The sequence below is a fragment of the Streptomyces sp. MBT53 genome (genome assembly GCF_016654115.1).
GTDB lineage: Bacteria > Actinomycetota > Actinomycetes > Streptomycetales > Streptomycetaceae > Streptomyces.
Genome location: NZ_JAEQAZ010000239.1, coordinates 1 through 13,325, shown reverse-complemented (window position 1 = coordinate 13,325; position 13,325 = coordinate 1). Strand labels below are relative to the sequence as shown.

At 69.7% G+C, this 13,325-nt stretch carries 12 protein-coding genes and 1 tRNA gene; 10 read left to right on the top strand and 3 right to left on the bottom strand.

The genetic code is table 11. The features are described 5' to 3' along the window. The 3 genes from JHN45_RS45565 to JHN45_RS45555 all read left to right on the top strand — a co-directional run. Positions 1–766 (top strand): AIM24 family protein (locus JHN45_RS45565; RefSeq protein ID WP_201055293.1); only part of this gene is annotated, 766 nt, incomplete at its 5' end. Positions 767–777: 11 nt separating this feature from the next. After that, positions 778–1,458 carry an AIM24 family protein gene (locus JHN45_RS45560; RefSeq protein ID WP_019072125.1) on the top strand — a complete coding sequence of 227 codons (681 nt, stop codon included), beginning with the start codon at positions 778–780 and terminating at the stop codon, positions 1,456–1,458. A 17-nt stretch (positions 1,459–1,475) separates the two neighbouring features. Then, on the top strand, positions 1,476–2,231 hold the full coding sequence (locus tag JHN45_RS45555; protein WP_019072126.1) for an AIM24 family protein: 756 nt from the start codon (positions 1,476–1,478) through the stop codon (positions 2,229–2,231). Between the two features lie 55 nt (positions 2,232–2,286). Here the strand turns inward: JHN45_RS45555 and JHN45_RS45550 are convergent, their stop codons facing one another. Both JHN45_RS45550 and JHN45_RS45545 read right to left on the bottom strand, forming a co-directional pair. After that, positions 2,287–2,808 carry an NUDIX hydrolase gene (locus tag JHN45_RS45550; protein ID WP_201055291.1) on the bottom strand — a complete coding sequence of 174 codons (522 nt, stop codon included), beginning with the start codon at positions 2,806–2,808 and terminating at the stop codon, positions 2,287–2,289. Continuing rightward, on the bottom strand, positions 2,805–4,220 hold the full coding sequence (locus tag JHN45_RS45545; RefSeq protein WP_201055289.1) for a zinc-dependent metalloprotease: 1,416 nt from the start codon (positions 4,218–4,220) through the stop codon (positions 2,805–2,807). Before JHN45_RS45545 ends, JHN45_RS45550 begins: the two co-directional genes overlap by 4 nt. A gap of 193 nt (positions 4,221–4,413) precedes the next feature. Here JHN45_RS45545 and JHN45_RS45540 point away from each other — a divergent pair, with 193 nt between their 5' ends. The 4 genes from JHN45_RS45540 (at position 4,414) to JHN45_RS45525 (ending at position 7,541) form a co-directional block, all read left to right on the top strand. Further along, positions 4,414–5,526 (top strand): SDR family oxidoreductase, encoded by a 1,113-nt coding sequence (locus JHN45_RS45540; protein ID WP_200716387.1) that lies wholly within the window; start codon positions 4,414–4,416, stop codon positions 5,524–5,526. Positions 5,527–5,640: 114 nt separating this feature from the next. Next, positions 5,641–6,102: a molybdenum cofactor biosynthesis protein MoaE gene (locus JHN45_RS45535; RefSeq protein ID WP_200716386.1), complete on the top strand. Its 462-nt coding sequence runs from the start codon at positions 5,641–5,643 to the stop codon at positions 6,100–6,102. A gap of 111 nt (positions 6,103–6,213) precedes the next feature. Further along, positions 6,214–6,378, top strand: coding sequence for a hypothetical protein (locus JHN45_RS45530; RefSeq protein WP_169389425.1), 165 nt, complete (start codon positions 6,214–6,216; stop codon positions 6,376–6,378). A gap of 65 nt (positions 6,379–6,443) precedes the next feature. Beyond that, positions 6,444–7,541: a PDZ domain-containing protein gene (locus JHN45_RS45525; RefSeq protein WP_200716385.1), complete on the top strand. Its 1,098-nt coding sequence runs from the start codon at positions 6,444–6,446 to the stop codon at positions 7,539–7,541. A gap of 91 nt (positions 7,542–7,632) precedes the next feature. On the opposite strand, the gene JHN45_RS45520 is transcribed toward JHN45_RS45525, so the two are convergent. Next, complete coding sequence (locus tag JHN45_RS45520) at positions 7,633–8,175, bottom strand: PPA1309 family protein (RefSeq protein ID WP_201055287.1); 543 nt, start codon at positions 8,173–8,175, stop codon at positions 7,633–7,635. 174 nt (positions 8,176–8,349) lie between these two features. Between JHN45_RS45520 and JHN45_RS45515 the strand changes: the two genes are divergently transcribed. The 3 genes from JHN45_RS45515 to JHN45_RS45505 form a co-directional block, all read left to right on the top strand. After that, positions 8,350–11,313, top strand: coding sequence for a UPF0182 family protein (locus JHN45_RS45515; protein WP_200716391.1), 2,964 nt, complete (start codon positions 8,350–8,352; stop codon positions 11,311–11,313). A 72-nt stretch (positions 11,314–11,385) separates the two neighbouring features. After that, positions 11,386–11,459: transfer RNA gene (locus JHN45_RS45510), tRNA-Met, on the top strand. A gap of 206 nt (positions 11,460–11,665) precedes the next feature. Beyond that, positions 11,666–13,325: tetratricopeptide repeat protein (locus JHN45_RS45505; RefSeq protein WP_201055286.1), on the top strand; the 1,660-nt coding region annotated here is incomplete at its 3' end.

Here is a 13,325-nt window from a genome sequence, read left to right as displayed (position 1 = left end):
CACCCCGCCTCCGGGCTACGGCCAGCAGCCGCCCGCCCCTCCCGGATACGGGCAGGTTCCGGCCCAGCCGGCCGGCTACGGAGTGCCCTCCGGCGCTCCCCAGGGCGCCGGCGTGTCGGCCGCGCTGCAGAAGTTCAAGGAGACGCCCACCGGGCAGCGCTGGACGCAGCAGAACAAGAAGCTGATCCGCGTCGACCTCGGTATCGGCGGCCAGCCCGTACTGGCCCGCCAGGGCAGCATGGTGCTCTACCAGGGCAAGGTCGACTTCGGTTACAAGGGTGCCGGGTTCGCCGGCCGACTCGTCGGCAACGCGACCGGCCAGGAGATGCAGCTGATGCGCTGCACCGGCCAGGGACAGGTGTTCCTCGCCGAGAACTCGACGAACCTGCACCCCGTCGAGCTCCAGGGGGACGCGATCTGTGTCTCCGCGGAGAACGTCCTCGCCTTCGACGAGAGCCTCCAGTACGAGGTCAGACGCATCGAGGGACACGGCATCCCCGGGGGCGCGCTGTTCACGATGCAGTTCCAGGGGACCGGCACCATCGTCGTGAAGACCCACGGCGAGCCCGTCGTCCTGCCGGTCACGCCGACCACGTTCGCCGACTGCAATGCGGTCGTCGCCTGGTCCGCCGCCGCCCAGGTGATCGTCTCCAGCCAGGTCCGGATGCGCCGCAACGCGTACCCCGGAGACACCGGGGAGAGCGTCAACCTGCAGTTCCGGGCCGCCCCCGGCAACTTCGTCGTCGTCCAGCCTTACGAGGTCTGAGGGAGCCCGTCATGAACCAGCCGCTCGCGGGCTACGCCCCCGCACCCGTCACCGCCCGCATGGAGAACCACGGCAACAACATGCTGAAGGTCGCCATGCAGACCGGAAGCGACCTCTTCGCGCGCGTGGGCTCGATGATCGCCTACGAGGGCTTCATCCAGTACGAGCCCAACCCGCCGGCCGTGCGCCAGATCGCACGCGACTGGATGACCGGCGAGGGCGCGCCCCTGATGAAGTGCTCCGGGGACGGACTGCTCTACCTCGCCGACTACGGCGCGGACGTCGTCGTGATCAACCTGAACGGCGACGGGATCTCCGTCAACGCCACCAACCTGCTCGCCTTCGACACGTCCCTCACCTGGGGTGTCGAGCGCGTCAAGGGGCTCGCAAAGTTCGCCGGGCAGGGCCTGTGGAACACCAAGATCAGCGGCCAGGGCTGGGTCGCGCTGACCTCCCGCGGCAAGCCGATCGTCGTCGACTGCGGTGGCGGCGACGACGAGACCTACGTCGACCCGGACGCGCTCGTCGCCTGGTCCCCGAACCTCAAGGTGAAGGGCAAGCGCAGCTTCAAGGCGCAGTCGCTGATCGGCCGCGGCAGCGGCGAGGCGTACCAGATGGCCTTCTCCGGGACGGGCATCGTCGTCGTCCAGCCCAGCGAGGACAGCACCGACCGACTCCGGTTCCGGGGCTGAGGGGGGAACACGACACCATGCAGAGCCCGCTTTTCGCCTTCAACGACTCGCAGTCCCAGGACCGCTACAGCCTCCAGAACAAGCAGATGCTGCGCATCGTCCTGGAGGGCCACGACGACATCCTCGCCCGCAAGGGCACGATGGTCGCCTACCAGGGACTCGTCGAGTTCGACGCCGAGTACCAGAACACCCAGCAGGCCTACGCGCGTGCGGCCACCGGCGAGGGCCTCAGCCTGATGCGCTGCCACGGGCAGGGCACGGTCTTCCTCGCCAACCTCGCCCAGCACATCCACGTGGTGGATGTGGAACAGGACGGCCTCACCGTCGACAGCAGCTACGTCCTCGCGATGGACTCGTCGCTGCACCACGAGGTCATCGCCGTCGACAGCCAGTACGGCATCTCCGGCTCGGGGAAGTACCAGCTCAACATCACCGGCCGCGGCAAGGTCGCCCTGATGACCTCGGGCGCGCCGCTGATGATGCAGGTCACGCCTGACAAGTACGTCAACTGCGACGCCGACGCGATCGTCGCCTGGTCCACCGGACTGCGCGTCCAGATGCAGGCCCAGACGCACTCCTCCGGCGTGTGGCGGCGCCGCGGCAACACCGGCGAGGGCTGGGAGCTGAGCTTCATGGGCAGCGGCTACGCGCTCGTCCAGCCCAGCGAACTCCTGCCGCCGCAGAACGCCGGCATCGGCCAGGGCCTCGCCGCGCAGTACGGCATGGGCCAGCACGGCGCCCACGCGCAGAACCAGGGCAACGCCTGGAGCTGAGCGTCCAGAAGCCGAACGTAAGGGGCGCCCGCAGGTGCGGGCGCCCCTTACACGCTCACAGCCTGGCGCGCGTCGCCTCCAGCAGCCGTACGACCGACTCGTCGGCTACGGCCGCCACCTCGGCGTACGCGAACCAGCGCAGGTCCAGGGACTCGTCACTGATCTCCTGGACGGCGCCGGGGGGTGCCACGACCGCGTACTGGACGTCGTAGTGGAAGTGGCACGGTGCCGGGATGGGATGGAGGTCGAGGCGGACCGGGCCGCCCGGCAGCAGGGTCAGTCCGGTGATGCCGGACTCCTCCGTGGCCTCGCGCAGGGCCGCCGCCTCCAGGGAGGTGTCCTCCGGCTCGCAGTGGCCGCCCATCTGGAGCCACATCCGCAGCTTCTTGTGGAGCGTGAGCAGCACTCGCCCCTGCTCCGGGTCGACGACCAGGGCACTCGCTGTGATGTGCCCGTCCCCGCAGGACTTCCACATGCCGTCCGGGTGAGCGGCCAGGTGGTCCTGGTAGGCCTGGCGCAGCTCCGTCTGGTCCTCGTAGCTCTTCAGCACGAGGACCGCGTCGTCGTGCAGGCTCACTCGGTGTCGTCGTCCTTCTTCTTCAGGTCGGGCTTCTCGGCCGCCTCGCCGAGGAGCTTGTCCAGCTCGGAGAAGTCCAGCTGCTCGCGGTGCACGAAGCCGTCCGGGTCGTCCAGGTCGGAGGCCGTCGGCAGCATGTCCGGGTGGGCCCACAGACCGTCACGGCCGTCGACCCCGCGCGCGTCGGTGAGTGAGGCCCACAGCCGGGAGGCGTCGCGCAGCCGGCGCGGGCGCAGCTCCAGCCCGATCAGCGTGGCGAACGTCTGCTCGGCGGGACCGCCCGTCGCGCGGCGGCGCCGCAGGGTCTCGCGGAGCGCGTCGGCGGACGTCAGACGCGGCTTCGCGGCGGCGTGGACCACCGCGTCCACCCAGCCCTCGACGAGCGCCAGAGCCGTCTCCAGACGGGCCAGGGCGGCCTTCTGCTCCGGTGTGTCCTCCGGCTGGAACATGCCCTGCTGAAGGGCGTCCTGCAGCTGCTCCGGGTTCTGCGGGTCGAACTGGCCGACCACGTCCTCCAGCTTCGCGGTGTCGACCTTGATCCCGCGCGCGTACCCGTCGACCGCGCCGTACAGGTGCGAGCGCAGCCACGGCACGTGCGCGAACAGGCGCTGGTGGGCGGCCTCGCGCAGGGCGAGGTAGAGCCGCACCTCGTCCTGGGAGATGCCCAGGTCCTTGCCGAAGGCCTCGATGTTCAGCGGCAGCAGCGCGGCCTTGCCGACCGGGCCGAGCGGCAGACCGATGTCGGTCGAGCCGACGACCTCGCCCGCGAGCACGCCCACGGCCTGGCCGATCTGGGTGCCGAACATGGCGCCGCCCATGGAGCGCATCATGCCGATCAGCGGGCCCGCCATGGCCTGCATCTCCTCCGGCAGGACATCGCCCATGGCCGCGCCGACGCGCTCGGCGACCGGGTCCACGAGTTCCTTCCAGGCGGGCAGGGTCGCCTCGACCCACTCCGCGCGGGACCACGCCACGGCGGAGCCTGCACCGGACGGCAGCGAGGTCGCGTCGTCCAGCCACAGGTCGGCGAGGCGGACGGCCTCCTCGACGGCGCTGTGGTCGGCGGGGCCGATGCTCGCGTCCTTCGTGCCGTCCTGGGTGCCCTGGGAGACCGTCTGGCGGGCGATCTGCTTGGCCATGTCCCAGTTCACCGGGCCGCCCTCGTACGAGAGCATCTGCCCCAGCTGCTGGAACGCGGCGCCCAGGTCGTTGGGGTTCAGCGAACCGAACATGGCTGCGAGCGGATTGTCCGCACCGGGGCCGCCAAAGCCCCCGGCACCGGGCAGCCCGCCAAAACCGAACGGGTTGGCCGGTCCCTGACCACCACCGCTCTCCTGGTCCTTCTTCTTGCCCTTGTCGCCGTCGTCCGGCTCCTCCGGCGGAAGGCCGAATCCGAATGGGGTGTCACTCACGGGATTCCTCGGCTGTTAAGGCCGCCGGTCTCTCTCCGACGGCACGACTGCCCTTCAACACCACCCAGCGTAGACACCGCGGGCCGATCGGGCCTCGGTGCTTCGCCGAGACCTGGCCTGCGGCAGGATGGATGCCACCTGGTCCGGACGCGTCACGCGCGTCCGTACTGAAGACAACCGCTGGAGACGCCCGGTGAGTTCCCCAGATCCGCAGGTTCGCGCAGCGCGAAACCACTCAACCAGTCCCGCAGTACGCGGGCCCGTCGTCGCGGTCACCGGCGCCGCGTCCGGGATCGGGGCGCTCCTCACCGAGCGGCTCGCCGCCTCCGAGGAGATCAAGCAGGTCATCGCCATCGACGAGCGGCGCGGCGAGTGTGCGGCGGCCCAGTGGCACATCCTCGACGTACGGGATCCGGCCATCGCGGAGAAGCTGCGCGGCGCCGACGTCGTCGTCCATCTGGCGCTGGACCTCGATCTGGAGACCGACCCGGCCGCCCGTTCGGCGTACAACGTGCGGGGGACGCAGACCGTGCTGACCGCCGCCGCGGCGGCCGGCGTCCACCGGGTCGTGCTCTGCACCTCGGCGATGGTCTACGGAGCGCTGCCCGACAACGAACTGCCGCTCTCGGAGGACGCCGAACTGCGCGCCACCGCGGAGGCCACCGGAGTCGGCGACCTGCTGGAGGTCGAGCGGCTCGCGCGCCGCGCGCCCCGGGCGCATCCCGGGCTCAACGTCACCGTCGTCCGCCCCGGAGTCCTCGTCGGCGGCACCGACACCGCGCTGACCAGGTACTTCGAGTCGCCGAGACTGCTGGTGGTGGCCGGGTCGCGGCCCGCCTGGCAGTTCTGCCATGTCGAGGATCTGTGCAGCGCCCTGGAGTACGCCGTCCTGGAGAAGGTCGACGGGGAGCTCGCCGTCGGCTGCGACGGCTGGCTGGAGCAGGAGGAGGTCGAGGAGCTCAGCGGCATCCGACGCATGGAGCTGCCGTCCGCGGTCGCGCTCGGCGCGGCGGCCCGCCTGCACCGGATCGGACTCACCCCGTCCCCGGCCGGCGACCTGGCGTACACGATGTACCCCTGGGTGGTCAGCGGGAGCCGGCTGCACGACGCGGGCTGGCGGCCCCAGTGGACCAACGAGGAAGTGCTCGCGCAGCTCCTGGAGGAGGTCGCCGGACGGCACACGGTCGTCGGGCGACGGCTCGGCCGCAAGGACGCGACGGCGGCGGGCGCGGCGGGCGCGACGGTCGCCCTGCTCGGCGCGGCGGCGGTCGTACGACGGGCGCGGAAGGCCCGGCGCCGGATCTGAGCAGCGCGAGCCTCCCCAACACGTGCCTCCTGTAGGACGCTCCAAACAGGCACGCGCGCGTGCCTGGTGATAGTGCTATTCCGCGCTGTCGGCGGGGTGCGGCACGATGGAGGCATGGCACCCACGATCGACCACCCCGGTGAGCAGGCCGCGCAGGACCCCGTCAAGCTGATCGGGATCCGGGAGACGCCGCTCTCCGTGGACGAGGTCTTCCGGGCCGTCGGCGACGACGCGGCAGGCGGGACGGCGCTGTTCGTCGGGACCGTGCGCAATCACGACGGCGGTGCCGACGTCGACCGGCTGGGGTACTCGTGCCACCCCAGTGCCGAGGCCGAGATGCGCCGCATCGCCGAGAAGGTCGTCGCGGACTACCCGGTACGGGCGCTCGCCGCCGTCCACCGGGTGGGGGATCTCGGGATCGGGGACCTGGCGGTCGTCGTCGCCGTGTCGTGTCCGCACCGGGGCGAGGCCTTCGAGGCGTGCCGGAAGCTGATCGACGATCTCAAGCACGAGGTGCCGATCTGGAAGCACCAGCAGTTCTCCGACGGAACCGAGGAGTGGGTCGGCGCCTGCTGATGGGCGCTCACCGGTTGCGTAACCGGCCCCCTGGCACGAGCGTTGTCAGTGGGGCTGGCTAATCTGCTGATCAGTCAGTCGAGTTCACTCGTCCGGGGTTGGGAGGTCGGCATGGCGGCACTCGCCTGGTTGTTGATTCCGCTGGTGGCCGCGATAGGCGCCGGCCTGTGGGGCAGTTGGGCCAACCGGACCCGCAAGGTGCGCAGCGACGGGCCGGAGCTGGACGGCTATGCCCGCTTCCGCGAGGCCATGGAGAAGTCCCACTCGGGCACGTGAGGGGAAGCGTGACCGGAGGGCGGCCCTGACGGTGCGCTGACAGAAGCGTCCCGTACTGTCGTGCCATGCCACGCCGCACCGCGACGATGCTCGCCTCCACCCTGATGCTGATCGCGCTCCTGTGCGCGGGAGTCCTCATCAACGTCCCGTATGCGGAGATGTCACCGGGCCCGACGGTGAACACGCTCGGGGACCACGACGGCGAGCCGGTGCTGCAGATCACCGGGCGCAAGACCTACCCGACGACCGGTCACCTGAACATGACGACGGTCCGGGTCACCAGCGCCGACTACAACATGAACCTCATCGAGGCCGTGTACGGCTGGCTCGCCCACGACGACAAGGTCGTCCCGCACGACACGCTGTACCCGGACGGCAAGACGGAGCAGCAGTCGACCCAGGAGAACGCCGAGGAGTTCAGCCAGTCCCAGGAGAGCGCCAAGGTCGCCGCCCTGGACCAGCTGGGCATCCCGGTGAAGTCCTGGGTGATCGTCTCGACGGTCCTCAAGGACTCCCCGGCCGAGGGCAAGCTGCACGCCGGTGACGTGATCAAGGCCGTCGACGGTACGACGGTGAAGCAGCCCGACGACGTCGCGAAGCTGGTCACCAAGCACAAGCCGGGCGAGAAGGTCGTGTTCACGATCGTGTCGGCCAAGGACCAGGCCGCCGCGGTGAAGGCCAACAAGACGGCGACCGCGACGAAGGACGTCACGATCACCACGGCGACCTCCGACGACACCGGTGCCAAGCGCGCCATCGTCGGCATCTCCGCCGGAACCGATCACACGTTCCCGTTCAGCATCGACATCAAGCTGGCCGACGTCGGCGGCCCGAGCGCCGGCCTGATGTTCGCGCTCGGCATCTACGACAAGCTCACCCCGGGCGACCTCACCGGCGGCAAGTTCGTGGCCGGCACCGGCACCATCGACGACACCGGCAAGGTCGGCCCGATCGGCGGCATCTCGATGAAGACCGTCGGCGCGCGCAGCAAGGGCGCCCAGTACTTCCTGACGCCCGCCGAGAACTGCGCGGAGGCCGCCAAGGACACCCCCGGTGGCCTCAGGCTCGTCAAGGTGAACACCATCAAGGACGCGATCAGCGACCTCAAGCTGATCAACAGCGGCAAGACCGCCGACCTCCCGAAGTGCAGCACCAAGAGCTGAACAAGGCCTCTTCTTAAGAAGACCTCGCGTACGGCTCCGGGGGCGCCCTCAAACCGAGAGCGCCCCCGGAGCCGTACGAGAAGACAGGACGTCAGTCCTCGAAGGTCGCCGACAGGGCCTCCGCGAGGCCCGGGACGAGGGCGCCGCCGGTGAGGACCTCCGTGGGGGAGTCCTTCTCGCGCAGTCGCAGGGCCGAGTCGCGGGTGCCGTCGCGCAGGACCGCGACCGTCATGCGGACCTCCTGGCGGTCCGGGTGCTGGGCGACCCACTGGGTGAGCTTCTTCTCGCCGAGCCCCTCCGGGACGGAGGCCTCGGCGGACGGCGGCAGCATCAGCCGCTCGACGGTGAGCGCGCAGCCGGCCACCGCGTCGGGCCAGGCGATCGTGCCGAGGAACTCGTCCAGCGGCTTTCCGGCCGGGATCTCCTCCTGCTCGATCGGGGTGAGACCCGTGGTCTCGGGCTCGTCCCGCAGGCCGAGTTGGGCCGCGAGACCGGGCTCCTGGGCCCGCAGTCGCGCGGTGTCTACGAGGGCGAAGAGGCGAGCGGGCTGGTCCCAGCCGAGGCCGGAGACGTACTCGTCGATCTCCAGTACGGCCCGGGTGAGGGGGTTAGCTGCCATGGGAGTGTTGGACATGGTCACAATCCTGCCTCGTTCATGGCCGGAATCGGGAACCGAGTAAACGGTGAGTAAGTTGCATAGGTGTGGGCCCGCGATCACGCGGGGCTACGGACGGTCCGCGAACCCGGGGGCCTGACGCAACGACAGCGACCAACAGCGAACTTCGAGGTGCGCACCTTGGCTTTCCAGATGCCGGACCGCGGCGGAGGCCCGCAAGGGCCGCGGATCAGAGTGGGCCGCCCGTCCCGGCGGGTCCGGACTTTGCTCATGACACTGGGCGTCCTTGCCGTACTCGGCATGGCGTTCACGATGTTCGCGGGCTTCTGGACGGACTGGCTCTGGTACCGGTCGGTGCATTACTCGTCCGTGTTCACCACCACCCTGACGACGAAGATCGGCCTGTTCTTCGTCTTCGGCCTGCTGATGGCGGCCGCGGTCGGGGTGAACATCTGGCTGGCGCACCGGCTGCGCCCGCCGCTCAGCGCCATGTCGATGGAGCAGCAGAGCCTCGACCGCTACCGCATGGGCATCGCGCCGTACAAGAGGTGGCTGCTGCTGGCGATCACCTCTCTTGTCGGACTGATCGCGGGCGCCTCGGCGTCCAGTCAGTGGCGGGTCTGGCTGATGTGGGTCAACGGCGTGCCCTTCCACCAGAAGGACCCGCAGTTCCATCTCGACGTCTCCTTCTACGCCTTCGACCTGCCCTGGTACCGCTTCCTGCTCGGCTTCGGCTTCGCGGCCGCGATCCTCTCGCTGCTGGCCGCCGCGCTGACGCACTACCTGTACGGCGGGCTGCGCATCACCAGCCCGGGAGCGCGCGCCACGGCCGCCGCCACCGGCCATCTGTCGGTGCTGCTCGGCATCTTCGTCGCCCTCAAGGCGGTCGCCTACTGGCTCGACCGCTATGGACTCGCGGTCAAATCAAGCGACTTCAAGGCGACGGGTGACTGGACCGGCCTCAGGTACGTCGACGCGAACGCGTATCTGCCGGCCAAGACGATCCTGTTCTGCATCGCCGTCATCTGCGCGCTGCTGTTCTTCGCCACCCTGTGGCGGCGCACCTGGCAGCTGCCCGTCATCGGCTTCGGCCTGATGGTGCTCTCCGCGATCCTCATCGGTGGCCTGTACCCGGCGATCGTCCAGAAGTTCACGGTGCAGCCGAACGAGCAGGCCAAGGAAGCCCCGTACGTCCAGAAGAACCTCAAGGCGACGCGCGAGGCCTACGGCATCGACGACACCAAGGTCACGGAGTACTCGGGGACGAGCACCACCAAGGACAAGACCAAGCTCCGCGCGGACGTCGACTCCACGGCGAGCATCCGGATCGTGGACCCGAACGTCGTGTCGCCCACGTTCCAGCAGCTCCAGCAGATCAGGAACTACTACGCGTTCCCGACCAACCTGGATGTCGACCGCTACACCGAGGACGGCAAGGACCAGGACACGGTCATCGGGCTGCGCGAGCTGAACCTGAACGGCATCCCGAAGAACAACTGGATCAACGACCACTTCCGCTACACGCACGGCTACGGAGTGGTCGCCGCCAAGGGCACCGAGGTCGACTCCGAGGGCCGTCCGGTCTTCACCGAGTCGGATCTGCCGTCCACGGGTGACCTCGGCAAGTACGAGCAGCAGATCTACTACGGCGAGAAGACCACCACGTACTCCATCGTCGGCGGTCCCCAGAAGGAGATCGACTACTCCGACGACAGCGGCGAGAAGACCACCAGTTACAAGGGCAAGAGCGGGGTCAACCTCTCCAACCCGCTCAACCGGGCCGCGTACGCGGTGGCGTTCAACGAGCCGCAGATCCTCTACTCCGGTGCGATCGGTGAGGGTTCGCGGATCCTGTACAACCGCACGCCCAAGGAGCGCGTCGAGGCGGTGGCGCCCTGGCTGACCATCGACGGTGACGCCTACCCGGCGGTCGTGGACGGCCGTATCCAGTGGATCGTCGACGCGTACACCACGAGCAACGGATACCCGTACGCCTCGCGGACGACCCTCGGGGACACCACGGCCGACTCGCTCACCGCGACCAACAACAACCGCGCGGTGGTCGCTCAGCAGAACCAGGTCAACTACATCCGCAACTCGGTGAAGGCGACCGTCGACGCGTACACCGGTGCCGTCAAGCTCTACCAGTGGGACACCGAGGACCCGGTCCTGAAGACCTGGATGAAGGCGTTCCCGAACACGGTCGAGCCCCGGTCGGACATCTCGGCCTCGCTGATGGCCCATCTCCGGTACCCGCAGGACCTGTTCAAGGTCCAGCGCGAGCTGCTCACCCGCTACCACGTGACGGACGCTCAGACGTTCCTCAGCGGCAGCGAGGTGTGGCAGGTGCCGGACGACCCGACCAACAAGTCGGGCAGCGCGGTCCCGCCGTACTACCTGAGCATGAAGATGCCGGACCAGTCCGCGCAGGCCTTCTCGCTGACGACGACGTTCACACCGAACGGCAGAGACAACCTCAGCGCCTTCATGGCCGTCGACTCCGAGGCGGGCACCCCGGACTACGGCAAGATCAGAATCCTGAAACTGCCGACCAGTACGACCGTCGGCGGTCCCAAACAGGTGCAGAGCGCCTTCAACTCCCAACAGGACATCGCGGAATCCATCAAGCTGCTCAAGGGCGGCGACTCCGACATCGAGTACGGCAACCTGCTGACGGTGCCGCTCGACGGAGGACTGCTGTACGTGGAGCCCGTCTACGTACGCGGTGGTGGACTCAAGTACCCGCTCCTGCGCAAGGTGTTGGTGGCCTACGGCAACAAGACCGCGTTCGAGGACACGCTGGACGAGGGGCTCAACAAGGTCTTCGGGGCGGAGACTTCGACCACGCCACCGGATACCGGCACCACCACTCCACCGACATCCAGCAATCCGACGGTCCAACAGGCCCTGAACGACGCCCAGAAGGCCTTCGACGCGGGGCAACAGGCCCTGAAGAAGGGCGACTGGGAGGCGTACGGGCAGGCGCAGAAGGATCTGCAGGCCGCGTTGAAGCGGGCCGAGGACGCGCAGGCCGCGGCTGCGAAGAGCGGCGGCGGCGCCAAGAGCACTCCGAGTCCCAGTACCAGTCCCAGTGCCGGCAGCAGTCCCAGCAGCAGACCGAGTGCCAGTGGCAGTCCGAGCAGCGCGAGCGGTTAGCGCAGCTCAGACGGCAGTTGATCACTAGGTCAGAGGCCCACCCCGCACCGTGGTACGGTTGCAACACAACGGCGCGGGGTGGAGCAGCTCGGTAGCTCGCTGGGCTCATAACCCAGAGGTCGCAGGTTCAAATCCTGTCCCCGCTACTGATCGCGAAGGCCCGGATCCTCTCAAGGATCCGGGCCTTCGCGCTGTGCGAACGCATGTGCCGACGAGGGTGACGGCCGTGGCGCCGGGGGGACTTGGTGAAACCGTGTTTCGCTTGTCTCTCTGTGGGCATGTCGACAAAACGCTGTAGAGACCTCACTGGCTGCGGTATACCAGGTGTACCCAGGTTGCAGGTGGTGCGACGATGGACGTTATGGGGGACAAGGCAACTCTGTTGGATACAGGGCGTTTTGTGCAGCCTTCCGACCGGGACGAGACCGGTGAGGGGGAGGCTGTCGACGAGGCACGCACACGGCTCGCCGCACAGGCCGGCGAAGTCGAGGCGATGAGTGTCCTCGGAGCGATGCTGCTGCGCCGCGGTGATCTCGACGGAGCCGAGCCCCTGCTGCGTGCCGCCACCGCCGAGGGCGACCGGGCCGCGGCCAACAACCTGGGTGTCCTCCTCCACCAGCGCGGATACACCGACGACGCCGCCGGCTGGTGGCGGATCGCGGCCGTCGCCGGGTCCGCCGCCGCCGCGCACGCGCTCGGCCGGTACCACCGCGAGCGCGGCGACGAACCCGCCGCCGAGTACTGGCTGCGCCAGTCCGCCGAGCAGGGCCACGCGCTCGGCGCGTACGCGCTCGCCGACCTTCTTGAGCACCGCGGGGACACCGGGGCCGAGCAGTGGATGCGGTCCGCCGCTGAGCGCGGGCACCGCGAGGCCGCGTACCGGCTGGCGCGCGCGCTCGATCGGCGGGCGCCGCATGAGGACGAGCACGGCACCGGAGACGGTCATGGCGGCGGAGACCGGGACGGGATCTCGGACGGGGTTCGGTACGGGCGGACGGCCGGGAGCGGGGTCGGTGGTCGGAGCGGGGACGGGGCCGACAGCGGTGCCGGATCGGCCTCCGGAGGCCCCGCGGTCTCCGAGGTCTCCGCGACCCCGGTTCCCGGCGACGAAGCCGAGCAGTGGTACCGGCAGGCCGCCGCGCGTGGGCATCAGCGGGCCGCGCTGCAGCTCGGGGCGATCCTGGAGAGGCGGGGCGAGCTCAAGGAGGCCGGGCGCTGGTACCTGACGTCCGCCAAGGACGGCGAGGCCCGTGCCGCCTGCGCGCTCGGGTTCCTGCTGCGCGACGCCGGCGACACCGAGAGCGCCGCCGTGTGGTGGCTGCGCGCCGCCCAGGACGGCGACGGCAACGCGGCCAACGCGCTCGGCGCGCTGCACGCCGAGCGCGGCGAGACCCAGACCGCCGAGCGCTGGTACCGGGCCGCGATGGACGCCGGTGACGTGAACGGCGCGTACAACCTCGGGCTGCTCTGCGCCGAGCAGGCGCGTACCGCGCAGGCCGAGCAGTGGTACCGGCGCGCGGCCTACGCCGGACACCGCGAGGCGGCCAACGCGCTCGCCGTGCTGCTGCTCCAGGGCGGTGACGCGACCGGTGCCGAGCCGTGGTTCTCCAAGGCCGCGGAGGCCGGCAGCGTGGACGCGGCCTTCAACCTCGGGATCCTCTTCGCCGGGCGCGGCGAGGAGACGGTCGCGCTGCCCTGGTACGAGCGGGCCGCTGCCGCCGGGCACACGGAGGCGGCGCTCCAGGTCGGGATCGCTCGGCTGCGGGACGGCGACGAGCGGGAGGCCGAACGGCATCTGCGGTGCGCGGCCGGCGGGGGGAGCGCGGAGGCGGCGTACCGGCTGGCCTCGGTGCTCGACGCGCGGCGACCGCCGACGCCCGCGCACGAGCTGGGCGAGCAGGTGCACGAGAAGACCGAGTGCGAGGAGTGGTACGAGCGGGCGGCCTCCCAGGGCCACCGGCGTGCGCAGGTGCGGGTCGGGATGCTGTCCGCCGCGCGCGGCGATGTCGTCG

Excerpts from the sequence above, each read along its gene's own strand:
- JHN45_RS45560 (WP_019072125.1), top strand. The coding sequence starts at position 778 with ATGAACCAGCCGCTCGCGGGCTACGCCCCCGCACCCGTCACCGCCCGC.
- JHN45_RS45515 (WP_200716391.1), top strand. The coding sequence starts at position 8,350 with ATGCCGGACCGCGGCGGAGGCCCGCAAGGGCCGCGGATCAGAGTGGGC.
- JHN45_RS45555 (WP_019072126.1), top strand. The coding sequence starts at position 1,476 with ATGCAGAGCCCGCTTTTCGCCTTCAACGACTCGCAGTCCCAGGACCGC.
- JHN45_RS45525 (WP_200716385.1), top strand. The coding sequence starts at position 6,444 with ATGCCACGCCGCACCGCGACGATGCTCGCCTCCACCCTGATGCTGATC.
- JHN45_RS45535 (WP_200716386.1), top strand. The coding sequence starts at position 5,641 with ATGGCACCCACGATCGACCACCCCGGTGAGCAGGCCGCGCAGGACCCC.
- JHN45_RS45520 (WP_201055287.1), bottom strand. The coding sequence starts at position 8,175 with ATGTCCAACACTCCCATGGCAGCTAACCCCCTCACCCGGGCCGTACTG.
- JHN45_RS45530 (WP_169389425.1), top strand. The coding sequence starts at position 6,214 with ATGGCGGCACTCGCCTGGTTGTTGATTCCGCTGGTGGCCGCGATAGGC.